The sequence below is a fragment of the Erythrobacter aurantius genome, from assembly GCF_023823125.1.
Classification (GTDB): Bacteria; Pseudomonadota; Alphaproteobacteria; order Sphingomonadales; family Sphingomonadaceae; genus Erythrobacter; species Erythrobacter aurantius.
Genome location: NZ_CP090949.1, coordinates 1,092,159 through 1,113,957, shown reverse-complemented (window position 1 = coordinate 1,113,957; position 21,799 = coordinate 1,092,159). Strand labels below are relative to the sequence as shown.

Genomic DNA, 21,799 nt, shown 5'->3' with positions numbered 1-21,799 from the left:
CCTGCTCCCCGGTCGCTTTCGCCGGGAATTTGGCAGAGCCTTAGCGAACCCCCTTTGATCCCCGATTAACGCGCACACAGGCCCAAATTCAGACTTTGCAGCGCACGCGTCACCGGACCCCGAAAGACCTGCTGCGACCGGGGTCAACAGGCAATAGGGGGAATGGCGCGCAGGGATGGCCGGTTGCCCGGACACGGTGAAGCGAGTCGCGCTGATGCAAAAAGGGGCGCGAGAACTGCCTCCCGCGCCCCCATTTTGTCGTTTTCAGCCGACCAGGCGATCAGGGAACGTTCTGCGTCACCGTGATCGAGTTGCCGGTGCCGACCTGGTTCACGGTCGAGACATCGCCCGCACCGCCCTGGCTGACCGATGCGCTGTTGTTGAGACCGTCCTGAATGACATAGCTCTCGTTGAGCGATCCGCCCTGGAACAGCTCGGCAAAGTTGTCGGTGCCCGACTGGGTCATTTCCGAAATGCCGTCCGAACCGTTCTGGTTGACGTCCACCTCGTTCGAGACACCGCCGGCGTTCTGAAGAACGGTGGAGGTGTTGGCGTCTCCGATCTGGTCGATGAAAGCGAGGTCGTTGGTGCCCGACTGGGTCACCGTCGAAACATTGTCATCGCCAATCTGATTGTTGGAGATATTGAGCGCGGAGTTTCCGTTTGCAAAGCCATTCTGGAGCACCGTGAGTTGGTTACGATCACCGGTCTGAGACCAGTTGACTAGCGAAAGATCTCCAGCCCCATTGATCACATCGCCGGACTGAACGACATCGATGACGTTCGCATTACCCGTCTGCGTGCCGAAGGCGAGTGTATTAACGCCATCGCCCAGAACGGTCGCATCATTGTCATCGCCGCTCTGTATCACTTGCGCTAGGTTGGAGAAGCCGGTCTGATCGATGTCCGCCACGTTTGCGGTCCCGATCTGAAACACGTCCGCCGCAGGTGATGAAATGGCACCGTTGCCAAGGAAGCCTAAGCCGAAGCCGCCACCCAACGGGCCCGCAACCTGACCGGTCTGATTGATGGCCGAGACGTTATCCGCACCGCCCTGAACCACCCGAGCCGCATGCGGTGCGTTGAACACCGGATCGGTTGAGCTCTGGAATACGGTCGAGCTCTGATTGGTCCCGGTCTGGGTGACATTGGCAAAGCTGCGATCGCCAGTCTGCGTGACAATCGAGGTACTATCATCGCTTTGCTGCGAGACATTGGCGATACCGGCAGTCCCGCTCTGAACGACAACCGAAGTGTTGCCATCGCCCTGCTGTTCCACATCCGCTGCATTGTTGGCGTTCGACTGGGTGATGGCCGAGGTGTTATCAAACCCGGCCTGCAACAGGTCCGCGTCCATGGTCGCGCCGCTCTGCACGATGGTGGAAACGTTACCGTCGCCCACCTGCTGCAGATCCGCATCGCCCGACGTGCCGGTCTGCGAAACCGTGCTGATGTTGGTAACCCCGTTCGCATCAGGGAATATCCCCTCCTGAACGACGGTCGCGCTGTTGAGGTCACCTGCCTGATTGACCGTCGATTGACTCTCGACGCCGACCTGATCGACATCGGCAAAGGCATTGGTGCCCGATTGCGTGATGAACGAGGTGTTGTCATCGCTGCTTTGCAGCACTTGCGCTTCATTGTCCGAACCGATCTGGGTGGCTTCGGAACGGTTGCCGCTGCCCGACTGTTCGATGCTGGCCACCGAAGTCGGCCCGAATTGCGCCGTGATCGAGTTGTTGTCGTCACCAGATTGCAGAACCGTGGCCGAGCCGTCGCTGCTGGTCTGGATCACGTTCGAGAAGTTGCCGCCGCCGGTCTGATCGACATCGGCGGTCCCCACCGTGCCATTCTGCGTCACGAACGAGACATTGTCGGCATCACCCTGAAGAACGTCGGCCGAGTTGGTCGCGTTGTTCTGCGTGACTTCGGAACGGTTGTTGGTGCCCGATTGCGCCACGACCGCGTTCTGATCGGTGCCGGTCTGCGAGACGATCGAGACGACCCCGCCGTCACCCGTCTGATCGACATCGATCGAACTCAGAGTACCGGCCTGCACCGCCGTCGACGAATTGCCGTCGCCATCCTGCGAGACATCGGTCAGGTTTTCCGAACCCGATTGCGTGATACCGGAAGAGTTGCCTTCACCCGCCGAAACCAGAACCGCATCATTGAGCGATCCGCTCTGGTCGACGAATGAGCTGTTGCCATCGCCCACCTGGCTGGTGGTGATTTCGTTGTCGCTGCCCGACTGGGTCACCGTGCTGGTATTGGTGGTGCCCGGAGCCGACAGGTCGAACCCTTCCTGTGTCACACTGATCGTGCTCGCCCCGGCGGTTTGGGTGACGCTGGACACGTTGAAGCCGTCAGGCCCGCTCTGCGTTACCGAAATATCCGAATCGTCACCCGACTGATTGACCGTGGAGTTGTTGCCATCGGCGGTCTGCAGCACGGTGGTGGTCGACGCGTCGACCGATCCGGACTGCGTCACTGCGGAGACGTTGTCATCGCCGATCTGGCTGACGTTCGCGGTGCGCTTCGACGCGTTGACGCCCGGCCCCTGCACGACGGTCGAAATGTTGCGATCGCCGATCTGGATCACACCGCCATCGACGAGATCGGTCGGGTTGCCGGTCAGCAGACCGCCGCCCTGCTGAGTGACGATGCTGGAGTTCTGATCGCCATCCTGGATCACTTCGGCAAACAAAGAACCGCCGCCGTTCTGTACCACTTGCGAGAAGTTGTCGCCGTTCTGGCTGACGCTGACGCGCAGGTTCGCATTGCCATCCTGCGTCACGACGCTTTCCGCGCCATCGCCGGACTGGCTGACTTCGACCGTATTGGGGTTGAGCGCATCGGTACCATTGCCGCTTTGCGTAATGGTCGAGAGGCCGTCGGTGCCGTCTTGCGTCACCACCGCGCTGTTGAAGTCCGAACCGAGCGTCTGCTCGACCGTCGAATCATTGCCGGAGCCACCCTGGTTGACGGTGACGCTGCTGTCAGTGCCGTTCTGGATCACCGTGCTCTGGTTTTGTGCCAGCGCCGGAGACGCGATCGAAAGCGCCAGTATAGACGCGCCTGCAAGGATTGTGTTCTTCAAGATTTCCCCCTCGGCCCCGCCATGCGCGGCCTCTCGATAGTTCGCTACCGACCCTGACCGGAGGTGCACCGCCCCCGATTCGTTTTGCGAGACTAACAGGTTAGCCGGGCATAAGGAAATATACTTATGCAGGGTATGGGCGAGAGTCTCAGCCCGGGACAGTCGCACAAGCAATGGGGCGCGGAAGTTGCCTCCCGCGCCCCGGATACTGCTTCCATTCGACAGTCGATCAGGGGACGTTCTGCGTCACCGTGATCGAGTTGCCGGTGCCGACCTGGCTGACGTTGGAGACATCGCCGATGCCGCCCTGAGACACACCGGCGGTGTTGCTGTTGCCGTTCTGGATGATGTCGGAGATGTTCCCCGATCCGCCCAGAATCTGATCGAGCGAAGCGGTGTTGGAATTGCCCGTCTGGCTGATGCCCGACACGCCCAGATCGCCGCTTTGCGTCACGCTGGCACTGTTCGTGGTGTTGGCGTCGCCACCACTATTGTACGCTTGCTGCGTGATCGTCGAAGCATTGCCGTCACCGATCTGCTCGACAAACACGGTGCTGTTGATCGAACGCTGGAAAGCTGTCGAGCTGTTGCCGTCGCCCGATTGGATCACCGTCACGGTGAATGGGCCAAAGCCGCTGCCGACACCCGAAACACCTTGTTCGGTGAAGGCGATGTTGTCGTCGCCGCTTTGCGTGAGCGTGCTCGAACCGAGGCGCAGCAGCTGCCGCACCGTGCCGGTGTTTCCGTCGCCGGTCTGGGTCACGGTGCTGACATTGTCGTCATCGGTCGGCCCGCTGGCATTGATACCCTGTTGCACGTTCGCGCTGTTGAAAGAGCCTTCCTGCGTGATGTTGCTCAACTGGCGGCGTGAGACAGAGCCCTGAAGCACGGTCGCCGTGTTGTTGTTCCCGCCCAGCGCCTGCGTGATGTTGCTGGTCGAGTTGATGCTGCGCTGGTTTACGAAAGCGGTGTTGTTATCGCCCGCCTGCGTTGTGTTCACCGTGCTGCCAGTATTTCCGAATGAACCGGCATCCAGCTGGATCGCGGTCGAGGTGTTGCCATCGCCCGACTGCAGGATGTTGGCAGTGTAATTGTTGGTCGATTGCGTCACCGTGCTGGTGTTGTTCGACCCGGTCTGGTCGACATCGGCAGTCTGGGTGTTGCCGCTTTGAGTGGCGAACGACTGGTTGCCGGACAGGATCTGGAACACGTTGATGTCGCCATTGGAGCCGGACTGGGTTGCTACCGAGCTATTGCTGTCGCCGTCCTGTTCGACACTGGTCACATTGGTCGAACCCGATTGCGTGATGGCCGAAGTGTTGCCGACACCCGCCGTCAGGACGAATGCATCGTTGAGCGATCCGTTCTGCACCACTGTCGACCCGTTGTTGTCGCCGACCTGTTCGACATCGGCTTCCTGTTCATTGCCCGATTGCGACACCACGCTGGTGTTGGTCAGACCGCTGGTGTCGAGGTCGATCCCTTCCTGCAGCACGATCGCGCTGTTGAGATTCCCCGACTGATTTACGGTCGATTCGCTGTCCGTGCCGACCTGATCGACATCTGCAAAGGCATTGGTGCCCGACTGCGTGATGAACGAGGTGTTGTCATCGCTGCTTTGCAGCACCTGCGCTTCATTGTCCGAACCGAACTGGGTCGCTTCCGAACGGTTGCCGTCGCCCGATTGTTCGATGTTGGCGGTCGAGTTCGGCCCGAACTGCGCGGCGATCGAGTTGTTGTCATCACCCGATTGCAGCACCGTAGCAGAGCCGTCGCTGCTGGTCTGGATCGCGTTGGAGAAGTTGCCACCGCCCGTCTGGTCGATATCTGCAGTGCCGGTGGTACCGTTCTGCGTCACAAACGATGTGTTGTCGGCATCGCCCTGAAGAACGTCGGCCGTGTTGCTCGAAGCGTTCTGCGTGACTTCGGAACGGTTGTTGGTGCCGGTCTGCGTTACGATAGCGTCCTGATCGGCGCCCGTCTGGGATACGATCGAGGTGCTGTCATCGCTGGCCTGATCGACATCGATCGAGCCATTGGTGCCTGATTGCACCGCGGTGGACGAGTTGCCGTCTCCATCCTGGAATACGTCGGCAACATTCGAGACGCCGGACTGCGTGATGCCCGATGAGTTGTCGGAGCCGCCCGTTACGAGGAATGCATCGGCCTGTGTGCCGCTTTGGGCGATGAAGGAGGAGTTGTTGTCGCCGATCTGGGTCGCGTCGATCTCGTTCTGGTCGCCGGCCTGGATGACGGTGCTGGAATTGGTCGCAAGGCTGCCGTCGAGATCAAAGCCTTCCTGAGCGACAATCGTCGAGTTGTTGGTGCCGCCCTGTGTTACATCGGAGGTGCCGTCGGTGCCGTCCTGCGTAACGGTCGTGCCGTTGAGCGAAGAACCCCCTTCCTGCGTGACCGTCGAATCGTTCCCCGATCCGGTCTGCGTCACCGAAACGCTGCTGTCGCTGCCGTTCTGGGTAACCGTGCTCTGGTTCTGCGCAACGGCAGGCGCGGCGACGGCCAGCGCAAGAATCGATGCACCGGCAACAATCGTGTTCTTCATCTATGTTCCCCATGGCTGCACTCCGGAAATTGCCCGCAAGGCAGCTGCTTCATCGGTCCGACAAACGGCCCGAATTTCTCCTCAGATGACGCGGCTTACCTTTTAGCCGGACATAAGGGAATATACTTATTTCACAGGCGACAAGTTTCCCCCCGGAATGATCGGAGCCGGGGCAATTCCGGCTTTCCTACACACCCGCCAATGTGGCTTGGTAAGGCCATGAAGCCCTGCCAAGCCCCTGCTCCTTCCCCAGCCAAGCGCACGCTCCTGTCACGCCGTTCGCGCCCGCCATTTTTCGTGCCGGTCAAACTGCGCGCGAGGAAGGATGGCTGGTCGGCGCGGGTGCAATGCGCTTTCCTCGCGCAGCTCTACGCCACAGGATCGGTCAGCGCGGCAGCGAGGTCTGTCGGGAAAAGCCGGGAAAGCGCCTATCGGCTGAAATCGCGTGCGGGCGCGGAAAGCTTTGCAAGCGCGTGGGACAGGGTGCTGGCTGGCCCCACGCGACCGGGCGAACACCGCCCGCGTCACCGTGAAATCGCGGATTGGCGAAAAGTCACACTCGAACAGCTCGAATGGCGCATCGAGACCGGATTCTGGCGCCCTGTATTGTATCGCGGGAAGCTGATCTCGATCGTGCGAAAACCCGACAATTCCGCACTTTTCCGGCTGCTCAGGCGGATCGACGCGCAGGCTGAAAAGGCCGAGGCACGGCGATCATGAGGGCGGTGGGAAATATTTTTAAAACACCCCTTTCGGTGTTCCATTCACTGGCAAAGGCCAACAGCCTCGCCCGTCTCAATCCGAACCCAAAGGGCCGTTTGCAAATTCAGCCTGACCGATCACGTAGACGACATGCCGCGCATCCTGTCCGGCCATTCCGCGGCTCTCGCTGCGATCCGTCAGGCGGCCACCGATCTTCTCCATCGCCCGGCGTGAGCGCCAATTGCTTTCACCCACGACAAAGCGGCATTCGGAAATGCTGGCGAGCGCATGGGAAACCATCAGCCGCTTCAACTCGCGATTGGCCGCCCCGCCCCAGTATTCGCGCGCAAGGAAGGTCCAGCCGATCTCGACCGAGCCCCCGTCCGCTTCCTCAAGCCATTGATAGCGCGAGGAACCGATGATCGCCCGGCCTGAATCATTGGCCCCCTTGTCGATCACTGCCAGCGCGCCGCCTTGGGCCAACGCATCGTCGAAAAACGCGCGGAACACCGGCTCCTGCCAGCGATCATGCGCTGGGTGGACTTCCCAGATCAACGGATCGGATGCGACGGCGAACAGCGCATCCCAGTCCTCTTCGCGCAAGGGGCGAAGCAGCAGTGCCGGCCCTTCCAGCGTCGGCTGGCGATCGAGCATTCAGCCGGTCACGTCAGCGATGGCGGCGATGAACTTGTCGATATTGTCCATAGTCAGCCCGGCCACGTTGATGCGCCCCGAACCGGCCATGTAGATGCCATGCTTCTCGCGCAGCTCCACCACCTGCTCCTTGGTCACGGGCAACATCGAAAACAGGCCGTTCTGATGGCCCAGCGGGGTCAGATCGACGCTGCCGGCGGTGCCGGCTTCGGCCAGACGGGCACGAACCTGGTTCATCCGGGCGCGCATCTGGTCAAGCTCGTCCAGCCATTGCGCCGTCATCGCCGGATCGCGCAGGATCAAGCGCACCGCCGCCGCGCCATGATCGGGCGGCATCGACCAGCTGGCACGGGCAAGCGCGTTGGCGTTGGAGAACGCCTTGTCGAGCGTGTCGCCGCCATCGGCGAGGATGTAAAACGCGCCCACACGATCGCGGTACATGCCGAAGTTCTTGTCGCAGCTGTAAGCGATGAACGCCTCAGGCACCTTTGCCAGAACGCTGCGCAGCCCCGCCGCGTCCTCTTCCATGCCATTGCCCAGCCCCTGATAGGCGGAATCGATGATCGGGAAGATGCCGGTTTCGGCAATCGCGTCACCAATCGCCTCCCATTGCTCAGGGGTGTAATCGATACCCGTCGGGTTGTGACAGCAGGCGTGCAGCAGGATCCCTTCATCAGGTCCGGCTCCGCGGATTGCAGCCAGCACCGCGTCGAGATTGGCGGTGCCATCAGGCGCGGCATGATCGAAGGGAGCCCATTCAAGATCGAGATCGGCAAAGATCTGCGCGTGGTTGGGCCAGCTGGGCGTACCCATATGCAGTTTCTTCAGTCCGGCCTTCTGCGCCAGTGCGACAGCCAGCCGCACCGCGCCGGTGCCGCCCGGCGTCTGCATCCCGGCAATGCGCCCGCCCATGGTCGCGTCGCTGCCGAAGATATAGGGCATCAACGCGTTGACGAAGCCGATGTCGCCTTCCGGGCCGAGGTAGCTCTTGCTCTCCTGCGTATCCACCAGCAGTCGCTCTGCCGCCTTGATCGCGCCGAAAACGGGCGTGTCGCTCTGTCCTGTGCGATAGACGCCGACGCCCAGATCGACCTTGTCGGGCCGGTCATCGGCAGCGTGGAGTTTGATCAGCGCAAGCAGCGCGTCAGGCGATTGCGGTTCGAGTCGGTCGAGCATGGCGCACCGAATGCAACGCATGGCCGCGTATCGCAACCGCAATTCTATCCGCTATGCCCCGGCTTGCTCTATCGGCAAGTCATGGGGCTACTGTGTGCAACCTCAGAAGGGCAACCAGCGCTGCTTCTTCGAAAAACGCATGTATCCGGCATTCACACCCAGCCGCACGCCCGCGCCGACGCGGATCGGGATCAGCACCACATCGCCGCGCCGCATGTAACTGGCATGCAGGCCGCCCACGAAATAGGCCTGCCCTTCTCCGGCAGGGAACCGCTTGAAGATGTCTTCGGTGTCATAAAGGTTGTAAACCAGCACGAAGGTGTTGCCCGCATTCGCCCCGGCATCGAAGCCGAGCGACGGGCCGGTCCAATAGACCTTTCGTTCCCCTTCGACCTTGTGATGCAGCGTGCCCGAACCATAGCGCACGCCAAACACGAATGCGCCGCCACCTTCGCGGCCGATGATATAGCCATTCGGCTCACCTTGCTTGCGCAGCAGGTCTTCGATGAGCCCGGCCAATCCTTCGGCGCCCTTGCCGAAAACGCCTTCAGCCGCGCCGATCAGATCGTCTTCGCCATAGGTGGCCGAAGTTTCCTGTGCAGTGGCGACCTGTCCGGTCGGGGCCGGTTCGGTCCACTGCGGGACGGGTTCGCCGCTCTGTGCCTGTGCGTAATCGGCAAACTCACAGTCAAAGCCGGAGTTGTCGACGCTCGGCAGATCCGGAAGAGAACCCGTCTGCGCATTGCGCAGCGCCGGATCAACCAGATCGGCATCGATCGCGCCGGTGTCGGCATTGCTGTCCACTGCGCGCTGGCCGTTTGTCTGATAGGCCTCGAACGCGGCATCGGGATCGAAGGATTCGACTTCCTGAGCCGATGCAGGCGAAAGCGCGAGCATGGCCGCGACCACCACCGTACCCACCCAACGAGACAGCCTGTCGGAAAGCCGCTTCGTTTCCGCCTTGGTCGACCAAGCATCTGTTTGCATGTCGAAATCGCGCATGGTTCGCACCTCTTGTCCCTTTGCGTCCAGCATTCGAGTCGGACCTTCTCATTTCGGAAAAGAATCCTTCCTGCGTTTCCGGGCAACGGCACGGCGGCGAAGCGAATCGAAAACGCGGTGAAACGAGTCGGTATCCGCCTGCGGATTAAGCGCAGATGGACGGGGCATTCGAGGCAGGTGGAAGGGGTGCACGCAATTCTGGCCGATTCCACCCTTGCCGCACCCGATAACGCCGACTATAGCGCGCGGCTCGCAGCCAAAACGCGAAGCGTCGCGGAGACGTGGGTGAGTGGCTGAAACCAGTTCCCTGCTAAGGAACCGTACCCGAACCGGGTACCGAGGGTTCGAATCCCTCCGTCTCCGCCACTTTCTTGTCCGGTTTGGTCCGATTTGGTCAGCTACCGTGTAGTGACCCCGCCGGTTTCCTCGCATCAATGATCTGAAAGCTAGTCGCACGGTCCGAAGTGGTCCGGCGGCTTCCAGTCCACAATGTGGGGAAGGAAGTGGGGTAGCATGCCCATAAAATTAAAGACTGACCGCGAGGCGGCAAACATCAAACATCCCGGCAAGCACTCGCTGGGCGGAAATGTATATCTTCAGATATCAAGGGGCGGCGGTCGTTCCTACGTGGCGCGGATCACCGACCAATGCGGTCGACGGCGTGACATCGGTCTCGGAAGCGCTAAGCTGTTCTCTCTAGCAGAAGCTCGAGAAAAGGCCCGCCTTGCAAGGATTGCTGCGGCGAATGGGAGCGATCCTACCTTTGCTTTGAAGCCAGCAGCGACACCTACCTTTGCCACCCTAGCAAGGCAGGTCCACGTCGAGCGGGCAGCTACATTCAAGAATTCAAAGCATCGAGATCAGTGGATCAACACCCTGGAAGCGTACGCATTCCCATTCATTGGTGATTTGGCGATCGACAAGGTAACTGCATCGGACGTGATGGCTTTACTACGCCCTATATGGGTAACCAAACAAGAGACCGCCAGAAGGGTGTTGCAGCGTGTGGCATTTGTAATTGGCTATTCCGTGCCCTTAGGCCATAGGGAGGCCGACCTGCCCGTAAAGGCGATCAGGGCACACCTTCCACCTCAGAAGCGAACGGTTCGGCATCATCCTGCGGTTCCGTTTAAGGCTGCTCCAACCGTCTACTCCAAGCTGCTCACGCATGACGGCATGGCAGCACTGGCGCTGCAGCTGGTCATGCTTACGGGTTGTCGATCCTCTGAGGCGAGAGAAGCCCGATGGGCCGAATTTGATCTTGATGCCCGAGTGTGGAAGATTCCTGCATCTCGCATGAAGGCTGGAGTTGAACACCGAGTTCCCCTTTCGACACATACGGTCGACTTCTTGGCAAAGGTCCGAACGCTTTCGGACTCGTCCGAGCTGGTTTTCCCGAACATGCGTGGGAAGCCACTCAGCGACACAGCCATCTCTAAGGTCTTCAAGCAATGTGCACCCGGGTTCACAGTTCACGGTTGGCGCTCGACATTCAAGGACTGGGCACGGGAGAGAACCAGCTATTCGGATGAGATTTCGGAACTAGCACTAGCACACGTGAGCAGCGACAAGACTAGAGCAGCATATGCTCGCTCAGACCTATTCGATAAGCGTCGTGATTTGATGGAGGAGTGGAGCTCATTCCTCAACGATATAAGACATGTAGACTAGGCGTCTATTGGACAGAAGGGAGGTCAATATGCCAAACCATTCCACGACCTACGTCGAGGTCAACGGGAAAACCTACAAGGTCTTTTCTCGTTATGACGACTACGGCGGAGTGACACATTTCTATGACGAGGCTGGGGCCTGTTTAGGCAGCTTTACTCCTGGTTGCCCTGAAGAGATGAGCAAAGCAGAAATCGCTGCAAGTGTGGCGGACTATCTGGCATTTCTGAAATCAGGTTGAGAGAGCAAATTCTGGCGTTTTTCCAGTCGCTGCGATCATGGACGACGCGAAAAACTTGGGGCATTCATCCGCCTTACACAAGATCGCTTGCGGCAATGGCGCATAGATACCCAACAATGCTTCCGGTAATCGTTGCAGTAATGGCTAGGTCGAGGCAACTGCTCCGACTAGCTGTATCTCAGTCTGGCAATGATGCCAAAGTGGTCACTCAAAACCTCCTTCTCGGCCCCGAGCGCATGCAGACCCTTCCGCCAGCTGCATGAGGACCCCTTTGGCCCGGCGATGTGATCGATCGAATACCCGCAGGGCTCTACATCGCCCGAGGTAAATAACTCGACCTGGGCCAGGACCGCCCGCTCGAGGGCATCAAACACATGCTCTGGAGCCGTGCGGCGGGGAACAGCCTGATTGAAGTCGCCCATTAGCACAAACGGCTCAGCGAGCTTCGAGAGATACGTATGCAAGCCATCAAGATAGGCCAAATGGTCCTCCCAGCGCTTTTTATCCTTCCGTCCCGTGCTGACATGCGCGGCGGCCCACGGGATACACACGCCGACAACTAGAAGTGGCCCTGCGCTGGTAAGAGTTCGCCCTGCCACGAAGCGGCCCGGTGGCAGGGCTGGATCACCGAGAGTATCATGGGTCAACCACGGCTGCCTGCTCCATAACAGCACCTTTCTGCGGTTGCCCGTCAGCTGATAGCCGTAGTCGGCTTCAGCGCAGATCGTATGGCCAGTCGAGCCCATGAACTGGGCATCCGCCTCGGTGATGCAAAGAACCTCTGGATCCTCCGCAAGCAACCGCTCGCGCATCGTCCGACCAGCCGACCGTGAAGGATGCTTCCAGGCGACATTCCATGTGCCGACGCGCACACTTCGAGGCTTGCTGCTTACAGTACTCATTTCCGCTTGGTAGGCTTCACCTGAAGGCTTGTCACCTTATGCTGCTGGAAGAGATCGGCGTTCAGCACGAGGACCCGTCGGTGTGCTACCGCAAAGGAATAGTCATAACAGGAAGGCAACTAAGCGCCTGAATGAGCTCTGCTTTGGAGCTGGTTCGCCTCCAAATGGCGGCGGCTTGTCAAAGGGGTATATTGCTCACGCGACAATGCCCAAGGGCATCTCGCCTAAGATCAATTTGTCGGCGGCAACCTGCAATCGTTCACGCCATGCAAGCTTCGCAAGCCACGCATCTGGGATCTTTTCTAAGCCTAGTCGCGCACCTGCCAGTTGCCCGGCGATTGCTGCTGTCGTGTCGGCGTCATTGCCAAGGTTTGCGGCCAGCAAAATAATCTCCCGAAAATCCTCTGATTGTGCATTGCACCAAAGCGCAGCCTCCAAGGAATGCGCCACGTAGCCACTGCTCTCGATCTGAGAACGACCTTTGGTCCGCCAAACACCAGCAAAGACCGGCCCTATGGGATCTTTGAAATCAAGTTGGGCAGCCGCAGCCAGCCCCTCTTCGAAGCTTGCGCCTCGAAGGACTTCTCGAAGCATGACCGCCCAGCCTTCGCAGGCGTCCACGCATGCTTCTGCAGCGTGTGTGGTCTGGCTCTGTAGCCTTGCCTCCGCCCGCATCGTCTCCCTGTCTATGGCTGCGCCGCGAATAGCGATAGGCGCAAGCCGCATCAGCGAACCGTTGCCTGCCGATCTGGGATCGCTGGATCCCGCAAGAGCATCTCCGGTTTCTTCGAAGCGGGAGAGAGCCAAGCGAGTAGCAATACCGATGTCGAAGCACGCACCTGTCGGACTGTACGTCCCTTCGCGCCACCAACTGACAAATCGGCGCATCAAATCGTCCGGATCGAGGGCTTTCTGCTCAACTAGGCTTTCCGCAAGTGCCAGAGCCATTGCGGTGTCATCTGTCCAGGTGCCAGCTGGAAGATCAAATGGGCCACCTCCAGCCATGTCAGTGAGTGGTTCGTAAGTGTCGCGAGGCCTGAATTCGAGGGTTGTGCCGACTGCATCACCCACTGCCAAGCCGATCAGCGCACCTCTGGCCCGTGACTTCAAGTCCACCATCTTCCATCCTTCGCCAAATATTCCAGCCGTTTACCTCGTCATGTCGATCGAAAATTCTCCGCGTTCAACACATCCTCACCGCGCCAGCAGTAGGCGACCAAAGGACCGTCAGCTCCAGCGCTGTAGTCCACGCAAGCAATACGCGGTGACAACAATTCCGGCCTGCCTCGACGCCAATAATGACCAATAAAGCAAGGCTTGTGCTCATCGTATCCGGGCAAGACACCCTCAGGGAGTTTCGTAGCCATCGCGGCCAAATCGTGCACCGGCGATAGCGTCACATCGCCGTAAGTTGCGGGTGGTTGCTCCCACCATTTAACCCTCACGGAGCTTCGTCGATTCTTGTCCTTGTCGAGGAACGAGACGCCCTCGGGGAGTTCAACCTCGATGCCTTTCAGCAATGTCTCTACTGCCGAAAAAACCGGATGTTCATTGGGAGGCACTCCATCTCGCCCAATTGTGTTGCTTGCGCCGACAGTGGCGAGCGCGATCAGGTCGTCAGTTAATCGCTGATCGGCCAATCGCGTCTGCAAGACGTCGATCGAAGGCCAATGCCAGCATGCGTGAACAACTCGCAGTTCCGACAGATCAAGCCACATAGGAAGGGTCAAGAACCAATCGACTAGCTCGTCGTGAAGATCACTTCGTTCGCCAACCTGCTCAAGAAACCCTTGATGTTGCTTTCGGTTTTTTTGGCTGTCAGGTCGGAAACCGCGATGCCAAGCTATCGCATTTAGCTCATGGTTCCCAAGAATTGCTAGGGCATGGCCGGAGTCCATTAGACTACGAACTGTCGAGATCACTTCGACCTGGCCGGGGCCGCGATCCACAAAATCGCCAACAAAGATAATTTGTCGATCCGATGGGCCGAGCCAAGATCCCCGTGACCGACGATAGCCAAGCTCGGCAAGCAAGGTTTCCAAGGCCTCGTTGTTGCCATGGATGTCACCAACCACATCATATTCCACTGCGGATCCTCCAGATCGCACACCTCAAGTTACACATCCATCCGCTCCCAATTCAACCAATCAGGTTCTGGTTCATGCGCGAGGTATGCTGCGAAGGCAGCTAGAACCTGTTCAGTGCTCAAGTACAGTTGGGGTTGCCTGGGATGCGCCAGTATCCGATCAACAATCGAAGCCTCTGACGCCGAGCATTCTGGTTGTTCGATGAGCGCGGCCCTGTAGTGGGCCGACGCATGCCCTTCCCGTTTTTCGAGGATCCAACCTCCGCTCGTGTTCAGACACTGCATAAAATGCTGAGTTTTCCGCTCAGCTACTAGGAAACCATCTTCGCTTTGCTGCTCGCTGACTTGTAGCAAGGTAAGCAACTTGGCTCGCCTTAGAGCGACACATTGATTGGCGTCGCCAAACTCCTCGAGTGTTTCTTGATCATCCTGTTCGACATCCCAGAGGAGGCCAACATCCCATCCCACTGTTACAAGCATCCTCTGGCCCTCCATATGTCGCGTACGATCAACTCGAAGCACCAGCTTTGGATCTTCAATTGGGGTGCTCGTCGACGCCCTTGTCATTGGGTTTGTAACCCGCATACCGCCTCAGCACAAAATCCCACACCTGATCGACCTTCGCGTCCCACAGGTCCTGCGGGTACGGGTCCTCCGGCAGCTCGTTCAGGCCCATCCTGATGGCCGTCCAGACGCTTCCTCTGGTTTCCTGACCCCTTACCCAGTCCACGGCGTCCACAAGCCCCTGGAGCTTCTCCAACAGCCCACGAGCCACCTTCTTGACCTCCTGCTCCTGCGCCTTGGTAAGCTTCGGTTCTGGCGTGGTGAGAAGATCGAAGATCGCCAGCTCCTCTTCGGTCAGCTCTTCTCTCGCCGCTCTTTGCTCCTCATCGTCCAAGCTCTTGATGAACGCCTTCAGGCCCTCGAAGAACTTCTCGGCGTCGATTGACCCAGCGTTGTAGGCCGCGACCAGCTTCTCCAGCCGCTCGACAAAGCTCACCCGCGTGGGGTTCGACTGAGCCATCTTCTTGGCCTTTTCCTCTGCAGCCTCGCGCATCTTCTCGGTGGCAACCTTGGGGCTGGTCTCAAAGAGGCTGGCGAGTTTCTCGAAGTCGATCCCTGAGAGGTCCACGCGGCCCTCGGCGGTATCACCCTCGACGATGGGAGTGACTATGGCGACCCCTTCTAGCTTCTCGTCGAGGAGTTGGGCGATCCTGGCCGAGATTGCCGAGATGTCGACAGGGCCGAGCTTGGCTCTCACCGCGTCGGACAGCGTGTGGAACACCGCCACAGGCCTGAGGAAGGGCGCGGCTCGCTCGTCAGGCAGCAGCGACTTGTAGGCCTGTGTGACCGCCCCAGCGAGCCTCAAGAACTCCCTACGGCGATCCTCAGGGGCCACCAGAGCCTCCACGGCCTCGTTGATAAGCTTGAGCCGCTCGAAGTCCCTGGCATCCATGATCGCCTCAGGATCGACGCTGAGCGGCTCCACAAAGGCCCGCACGGCTTCAAGAGCGGTCTCCAGTTCCTTGACCAGCTCCTCCTTGCCTTTGATCGGCGTTTCGCCGTCGCCCCTGCCAGCCGCGTAGACAGCCAGCGCCTTCTGGAGGTTCTGGAACACGCCCACATAGTCCACGATCACCCCAGAGGTCTTACCTTCCGACTTCCGGTTAGCCCTGGCGATGGTCTGCATCAGCGTGTGCGACTTCATCGGCTTGTCGAGGTAGATCGTGCCGATGCTGGGGACGTCGAAGCCCGTGATCCACATGGCGCAGACGAACACGAGGCGCAGTGGATCGTCCTTGTCCTTGAACTTGGTCTCCAGGTCCTCTTTCTGCATGCGCTCGCGGTGCGGGAGGATGTCGAGACCCTTCTGGCGCAGATCGTCGACCTCGTTCTGGCCCTGGCTCACCACCACCGCCATGTCGAGTTCTCGCAGCCAGACCAGCCGCTCGGCGATGGCCGCTCCTTCGGCCTCGTGGGCAGTCTTCAGCCTCTTTTCGTCGGCCTCGATCATCCTGGCGACTGCAGCCTTGACCTTGTCATGCATCGCAACCGCCGTGGCCTTGTCGATGGCAACGAACATCGCCTTGCCGCGATAGCCACGTTGGGCAAAGTGTAACGCCACGTCCTCGGCAACCTTGTCCAGCCGGTCGGGATTGGTGATGAGCGTGTACTGCCTCCCGAATTGCTGGTTGAGCTTCTTCTCCTGCTCCTCGTCCAGCATCGCCTCGTCGAGCAGCTCGTCCAGCTCCTCCTGCAACTCGTCCGAGTTAAGCTGGAGTTCCGGCTTTCGTCCCTCGTAGAACAGCGGAACGGTCGCTCCGTCCTTCACCGACTGCGCGAAGTCGTAGACCGACACATAGTCCCCGAAGACCTCTTTGGTCCGGCTCTCGTCCCCCTTGATGAGAGGGGTGCCAGTGAACCCGATGAAGGCCGCATTGGGCAGTGCCTTGCGCATGTTGGCCGCAAGCTGGGCGTACTGGCTCCTGTGGGCCTCGTCGGTCATCACGATGATGTCCGAGCGTTCCGAGAGCACCGGCATTGGCTCTTTGTCATCGGTCGAGAACTTCTGGATCAGCGTGAAGACGTAGCGTTCGTTGCCAGCGAGCAAGTCCCTCAGGTGCGCCCTGCTGCCCGCCTGGGTCTGCTGGGTGTCCTTGGTGAGTGCTCCTGCCGTGGCGAACTGGCCCGCGATCTGGTCGTCCAGCTCGGTGCGGTCGGTCACGATCACGAAAGTGTAGTTGCCGCCCATGCGGCGCAGGACCTTCTCGGCGAACATCACCATAGAGAGGCTCTTGCCCGACCCCTGGGTGTGCCAGAAGACCCCCAGCCGCCCCTTGTTCTCCTTGATGTGACGAACAGCCTCGATCGCCCTGTTGACCCCTAGCACCTGGTGGTAGCGTCCGATGATCTTGATGAGACCGCCCTTTGCCTCGTCGAACAGGACGAAGTTCTCCAGCATGTCGAGGAAGCGGGCAGGCTCGCAGGTGGCCCTGAGCATGGTCTCCAGGCTGGGGTCTTCGGGGCCTCCCTCCTCTAGCCGCTTCCAGGGCGAGAAGAACTGGAACGGCGCGTGACTGCCGCCAATGCGGGTCTCAAGGCCGTTGGAAAGGATCACGAACCCGTTGGCGTGGAAGAGCTGCGGGATCACGTCTTTGTAGTCGCGCAGGTTCTTCTCGTAAGCCTCGGAGAATGGTGAGGTAGGCGCTTTCCACTCGGCGAACAGCAGCGGCAGGCCATTAACGTAGCCAATTGTGTCGGGGCGGCGTGTGTGGAGGACCCCCTCGATCCAGACTTGGTTGGCGACGAGGAAGTCATTGTTGGTCGGGTTCTTCCAGTCGATCACACGGACCAGCATGTCTTCGAACTTGCCTTGGTCGTTCTTCACCTCGACCCTGACGCCTTCCCTAAGGAGCCTCAGGACCTCACGGTTAGCGGCAATAGGCTGCAGCGCCGAACGGTCCCGCGTCAGCTCCTCCTCGGCCAGCTTGAGGGCCTCTGCGGGTTTGCCTGGGTTGAGCTTCTGAAGCGCTGCTCGCAGCCTTGCGGGAAGGTGCGGTTCCTTGAGGCTCGTGCGGCCATAGGCGTTGTCCGGCCCAGGCACATCGTGGAGCAGGTTTACACGCTCCCAGCCAAGCTCCTCCATCAGCGCCATTGCAGGCTGCTCGACGATGCCGTCCTCGGAGGCGACCAAACCGGAGAGCGACGGAGCCATCAGTCGTCGCCCGCAGGCCCTTCGTCCGACAGTTCAAGGACGTAGGGCTGAAAGATACGGTGGAACCTCTCAAGATGATCGGCCATCCATGCATGCTGTCGCTTCCAGTCGCTCTCGTCGGTCGGGTCAGCCGGATCGAGCGCATAGAGAACCTTGCTCATCTTCTTGGTGTCCATGCGCCGCCAATCGAGCGAATAGCCAAGCTCACTTTCGATCTGGTCCTTCTTCTCGGCGAGCTGATCAAACCAGACCTTCCCCGGTGGGCCGTAGCAGCAGAACTCCACCCACACCCTGTTCTCTCTGGTGTTCACGCAACTGCCTAACCACGTGTCTTTCTTGCCCAGCGCGTATGTTACCCATGATTGCGCCTGAGCCTTACCGGGCCGGACCCTGCTGTTGCGCTCCAACAGCAACTCACGCACTGCCCGCCAATATCGCTTTTGGAGCTTCTGGGTTTCGCTGAGTGTGCCATCGGAGGCTTGCTGTTTGACCTCCTTGGTCCACTCATTGGGCTGTGCGACGAGGTTGAACATCGGCGCAGGCGGTGATCCCTCAATCTGCCACAACTCGATCTCCAGGCCGAAGAACTCCAGCCCCTCGCCGGTTACATCGTTTAGCCAATCGAGCGCAGCCCTGTGCTCCTCGGCGAAGCTCTCGGCAACCCACACAATGGTGACTGCATCGAGACCCGCTGCGTAGGTCAGGAGCTGGCCGAGGTGGCGATGGTCTGTGCGTTCAAGCTGGTTCTCAATCAGCACCCAGTGGTCGTCGGTCGTGTCGGTGCGCTTGGCGAGGATGTCGGCCTTGAAGGGGCCAACGAACTTCTCCGTCGCTTCAACCTCCAGCTCCATGCCAAGCGTGTCCTGGAGCAGCTCCATGCCCTCCTCCGAAGCCAGCCAGGGCGTGAAGTGCGAAGCCTCATTCATCCACGCACTGCGGACGTCGACGCGCTGTACCTTGCCGAGCTTGGGGATCATGCGACGTCCTCCAGTTGGCGTTCGGCAGCCTCGACGGAGAGCTGGCCGGAGATGAGGCGGGGGAGCAGGAGGTCGCGGGATGTCTTTAACAGACTTTCCTGCCATTCTAAGTTCTTCCTCAGCTCCCACAGGGCAGATACTCGCTTGTCGAAAAGCTCAGAAATGATGGCTGGTGGGAGTGCAACAGTCGCCCCAGAAACTTTTTCCTTGCTGATGTTCTGCTGCGCAGCACCTTGACCGACAGAAATGAACCAATCCTTCAATCTCTCAAGGGTGTGAAAAAGTTGCCATTGTCGCATACGCCTCCCGTCGCCAACTAAACCGAGCGCAGCTTGATTACTGGAGCAGCTAACGTTTGAAATCCCAAGTGCCCCGATTGTGGCTCCATAAAGTGCTATGAAGACTGTGCCCGATGGGAAGACCCTGGCCTTCTTCTTGTCGATGGCAGCCTGTGAGACCTTTTCCTTTGAAGAGAAGAGAAAGGACCCCCTCAGTTCTCCTGTCGTGAACCAGTCCAAAATCCCTGCATCCCAGAACTCCGGCTCTTTTCGAGAAGGAGTAGAGCCTGACCGAATGATGCTACATGCATCTCCAAGTCGCGCCCACTCCCACTCCTCCGGCAGCGGGCCATCGGGGGTGTCGACGATGGGCACGTCCTCGTGGCCAGGGAAGCGGAAGCGGACGAACCACTCCTCGAACAGCCCCCGCGCCATCTCCTCCAGCACCGCCACCCGCCGCCGGTTGACCTCGATCAGGTCGTCATAGGCTCCGAGGATCGCGGCAATGCGCTGCTGGGTTTCCAAGGGCGGGCACTTCACAGGCAACCCATGGAGGACGTTTCGATTTACGCCAGGAACTGCAGACGAGCCTGAGGTTTCAGCGACAGCGAGCGTTTTGAGAAGGTGAGCACAATAAAGTGGCTCGTTGCCCTTGAAGTCCTTCACCCACAGCGTGGTGTTCAATGGCCAAAAGTCTTCCACAACGTAGTGAACTTCGCCCAAGGTGCCGTATCGACCAATCGCCACACCAGGGCCATGGACCTTAGCCTCGTTGTGACTGCCCGAAACCCCCGCTGAAGAGACCACAGGAAAAGGGCCTTCGACCCTAAGGCGCGTGGGCAGATCAAAACCACGCTGAAGGGTAAGCACGTCACCCAAGGTGCAATCGCGCCAAGCCTTTACCATTCGATCTTCTCGAAACTGACGTCGCGCTTTTCAAGCTCAGCCTCAATGGCTTCTGACCACTCTCGCCAATCCCTGGTTTCACGCACCAGATACCGTCGCTCTGAAGGGTCTTCTTTGCCATCATCATCTGCAAGTGCACTTCGAACGGCCTCATACAGCTCATGCAGGCTATCAGTCGAAAGGCGTGCAAACAGTAGTTCGAAGTTCATAGAGCCGCCTCATTCCTCTCCGTTGCCGACATAGATCAAGCCAGCACTTCAGCCACGTTCGCCGCAATCACTTCCTGCAGCCGCGCCGCTTCTGCGTTTAGCACCTCCAGCTCCTCCTGCAGGCCCTCCAGCCGCTCCTTGAAGTCAACGTCGTCGATCTGCTCACCAGCCGCCACGCCCACATAGCGCCCAGGGTTAAGGCTCCAGTCCTGCGCCTCAATCTCCGACCGGCTGGCGACCTTGCAGAGGCCTGGGATGTCCTTGAAGCTATCGTCTCCGAAGGTCTCGACCATGAGGTCCGCGCTACCAAGCTCGGTCTCCACCTCTTCGCCGCGCCACATCCGCACGATGTTCCCGATGAACTCGATGTGCTCCGGCGTGTACTCGCGGTGCGCCCGTCCAACCTCTCGGTAGATGTTGCGAGCATCGATAAAGAGTACCTCGTCTGCCCGCTCGCCTTTCGCCTTGGCCTTGTCGAGGAACCACAAGGTCACCGGCAGAGACACCGTGAAGAACATTTTGGGCGATGTAGAGATGATGACGTCGACCGATCCCGATTGCACCAGCTTCTTCCTTAGCTCACGCTCCGACCCGCCAGCATCGGAGGCCGAGTTGGCCATGACGAACCCCGCACGACCCGTATCGTTCAGCGCCGCATGGAAAAGGCCGACCCATAGGTAGTTCGCGTTGCCCACCTTGGGGATGCCGAGCGAGAACCGGGCGTCCACATGTCCCGCATCATTTACCAGCCGTTCGGTATCCACCTGGGACTGGTTGAACGGGGGGTTCGCCATGACGAAGTCGAACTTGCCGACCATCTGATGCGGGTCTTCGTAATAGCTGTTGGCCACCACGATGTCCCCAGAAAGCCCATGAACCGCGAGGTTGAGGCGGCACAGCTTCTGCGTGTCCTCCATCTTCTCGATCCCGTAGACGCTCAGCTCGCGGCTGGGGGTCTTGTGGTGACGCTTTACGAAGTCGGCAGAGTGGACAAACATCCCGCCGGAGCCGCAGGCAGGATCGAAGATTTTCCCGTGGTACGGCTCGATCACCTCCACGATCAGCTTAACGATGGAGGATGGGGTGAAATACTCGCCGCCCTTTTGCATGTAGGCCGAGGCGAACTCGCCCATGAAGTACTCGAAGATCACCCCATAGGCATCCCCGCCAATGTCGAGCGGCTGGAGGATGCGCAGAAGCTCCCTCAGGACCTTGTCAGGCAGCGATCCGTAGCCTTGGGGCATTACCCCTGCGAGGTCGGGGTTATGCTCCGTGATGCCTTTCATGGCCTCGTTGAGAGCCTCGGCGAGGTCCTCGGTCTCAGGCAAGGATAGGAGGTAGGAGAAGCGGGCATTGTCGGGCAGGTAAACTGCGCCGTGGCCGTGGTAGTCCTGGGGGGTGGGCTTGAGGCGTCCGGTGAAGGTCTCTGCCAGCTCACCGTGCACCTGGTCGAACTTCGCCTCCATCTGCCTCAGCGCGATCAGGGCAAGCACTGGCTGGGCATATTGGTCAGGCCTGAGCGCCGTGTTGGTCCAGAGCTGGTTCGCAGCCTGGAAGAGCCTTCGCGAGAGGTCCTGTAGATCAACTGCCAATGTGAATATCCCCTTCGACGAGCCACTTGCA

General features: G+C 59.6%; 17 protein-coding genes and 1 tRNA gene. 4 read left to right on the top strand and 14 right to left on the bottom strand.

The window, feature by feature from the left end; all coding sequences use genetic code 11:
* Positions 1-280: 280 nt before the first annotated feature.
* A complete protein-coding gene (locus tag L1K66_RS05295) occupies positions 281-3,100 on the bottom strand; it encodes a beta strand repeat-containing protein (RefSeq protein ID WP_252259938.1) in 2,820 nt (939 codons plus the stop codon).
* A 229-nt stretch (positions 3,101-3,329) separates the two neighbouring features.
* Positions 3,330-5,660 (bottom strand): beta strand repeat-containing protein, encoded by a 2,331-nt coding sequence (locus L1K66_RS05290; RefSeq protein WP_252259937.1) that lies wholly within the window; start codon positions 5,658-5,660, stop codon positions 3,330-3,332.
* Positions 5,661-5,861: 201 nt separating this feature from the next.
* Here L1K66_RS05290 and L1K66_RS05285 point away from each other — a divergent pair, with 201 nt between their 5' ends.
* A complete protein-coding gene (locus L1K66_RS05285) occupies positions 5,862-6,380 on the top strand; it encodes a hypothetical protein (RefSeq protein ID WP_252259936.1) in 519 nt (172 codons plus the stop codon).
* A gap of 75 nt (positions 6,381-6,455) precedes the next feature.
* Here L1K66_RS05285 and L1K66_RS05280 read toward each other — a convergent pair whose 3' ends face one another.
* The 3 genes from L1K66_RS05280 to L1K66_RS05270 form a co-directional block, all read right to left on the bottom strand.
* Positions 6,456-7,016 carry a GNAT family N-acetyltransferase gene (locus tag L1K66_RS05280; protein ID WP_252259935.1) on the bottom strand — a complete coding sequence of 187 codons (561 nt, stop codon included), beginning with the start codon at positions 7,014-7,016 and terminating at the stop codon, positions 6,456-6,458.
* Complete coding sequence (locus tag L1K66_RS05275) at positions 7,017-8,192, bottom strand: amino acid aminotransferase (RefSeq protein ID WP_252259934.1); 1,176 nt, start codon at positions 8,190-8,192, stop codon at positions 7,017-7,019.
* A gap of 102 nt (positions 8,193-8,294) precedes the next feature.
* Positions 8,295-9,227 (bottom strand): DUF1134 domain-containing protein, encoded by a 933-nt coding sequence (locus tag L1K66_RS05270; RefSeq protein WP_407931977.1) that lies wholly within the window; start codon positions 9,225-9,227, stop codon positions 8,295-8,297.
* Positions 9,228-9,469: 242 nt separating this feature from the next.
* Here L1K66_RS05270 and L1K66_RS05265 point away from each other — a divergent pair.
* The 3 genes from L1K66_RS05265 (at position 9,470) to L1K66_RS05255 (ending at position 11,103) form a co-directional block, all read left to right on the top strand.
* Positions 9,470-9,560, top strand: a tRNA-Ser gene (locus L1K66_RS05265).
* Between the two features lie 147 nt (positions 9,561-9,707).
* Entirely contained in the window at positions 9,708-10,865 is a 1,158-nt protein-coding gene (locus L1K66_RS05260) for a tyrosine-type recombinase/integrase (protein ID WP_252259933.1), read from the top strand.
* Positions 10,866-10,893: 28 nt separating this feature from the next.
* Entirely contained in the window at positions 10,894-11,103 is a 210-nt protein-coding gene (locus tag L1K66_RS05255) for a hypothetical protein (RefSeq protein ID WP_252259932.1), read from the top strand.
* 167 nt (positions 11,104-11,270) lie between these two features.
* On the opposite strand, the gene L1K66_RS05250 is transcribed toward L1K66_RS05255, so the two are convergent.
* The 9 genes from L1K66_RS05250 to L1K66_RS05210 all read right to left on the bottom strand — a co-directional run bounded on the left by L1K66_RS05250 (position 11,271) and on the right by L1K66_RS05210 (position 21,768).
* On the bottom strand, positions 11,271-11,975 hold the full coding sequence (locus L1K66_RS05250; protein ID WP_252259931.1) for an endonuclease/exonuclease/phosphatase family protein: 705 nt from the start codon (positions 11,973-11,975) through the stop codon (positions 11,271-11,273).
* A 225-nt stretch (positions 11,976-12,200) separates the two neighbouring features.
* Positions 12,201-13,124 carry an ADP-ribosylglycohydrolase family protein gene (locus L1K66_RS05245; protein ID WP_252259930.1) on the bottom strand — a complete coding sequence of 308 codons (924 nt, stop codon included), beginning with the start codon at positions 13,122-13,124 and terminating at the stop codon, positions 12,201-12,203.
* Between the two features lie 38 nt (positions 13,125-13,162).
* Positions 13,163-14,092: a metallophosphoesterase gene (locus tag L1K66_RS05240; protein WP_252259929.1), complete on the bottom strand. Its 930-nt coding sequence runs from the start codon at positions 14,090-14,092 to the stop codon at positions 13,163-13,165.
* Positions 14,093-14,121: 29 nt separating this feature from the next.
* Complete coding sequence (locus L1K66_RS05235) at positions 14,122-14,571, bottom strand: hypothetical protein (RefSeq protein WP_252259928.1); 450 nt, start codon at positions 14,569-14,571, stop codon at positions 14,122-14,124.
* A gap of 55 nt (positions 14,572-14,626) precedes the next feature.
* Complete coding sequence (locus L1K66_RS05230; protein WP_252259927.1) at positions 14,627-17,806, bottom strand: type I restriction endonuclease subunit R; 3,180 nt, start codon at positions 17,804-17,806, stop codon at positions 14,627-14,629.
* Complete coding sequence (locus L1K66_RS05225; protein ID WP_252259926.1) at positions 17,806-18,783, bottom strand: DUF4268 domain-containing protein; 978 nt, start codon at positions 18,781-18,783, stop codon at positions 17,806-17,808. Before L1K66_RS05225 ends, L1K66_RS05230 begins: the two co-directional genes overlap by 1 nt.
* Positions 18,780-19,967, bottom strand: a complete 1,188-nt coding sequence (locus tag L1K66_RS05220; protein ID WP_256471491.1) for a restriction endonuclease subunit S — start codon at positions 19,965-19,967, stop codon at positions 18,780-18,782. Before L1K66_RS05220 ends, L1K66_RS05225 begins: the two co-directional genes overlap by 4 nt.
* Positions 19,961-20,176, bottom strand: coding sequence for a hypothetical protein (locus tag L1K66_RS05215; RefSeq protein ID WP_252259925.1), 216 nt, complete (start codon positions 20,174-20,176; stop codon positions 19,961-19,963). Before L1K66_RS05215 ends, L1K66_RS05220 begins: the two co-directional genes overlap by 7 nt.
* A gap of 35 nt (positions 20,177-20,211) precedes the next feature.
* Entirely contained in the window at positions 20,212-21,768 is a 1,557-nt protein-coding gene (locus tag L1K66_RS05210) for a type I restriction-modification system subunit M (protein ID WP_252259924.1), read from the bottom strand.
* Between the last annotated feature and the right edge of the window lie 31 nt (positions 21,769-21,799).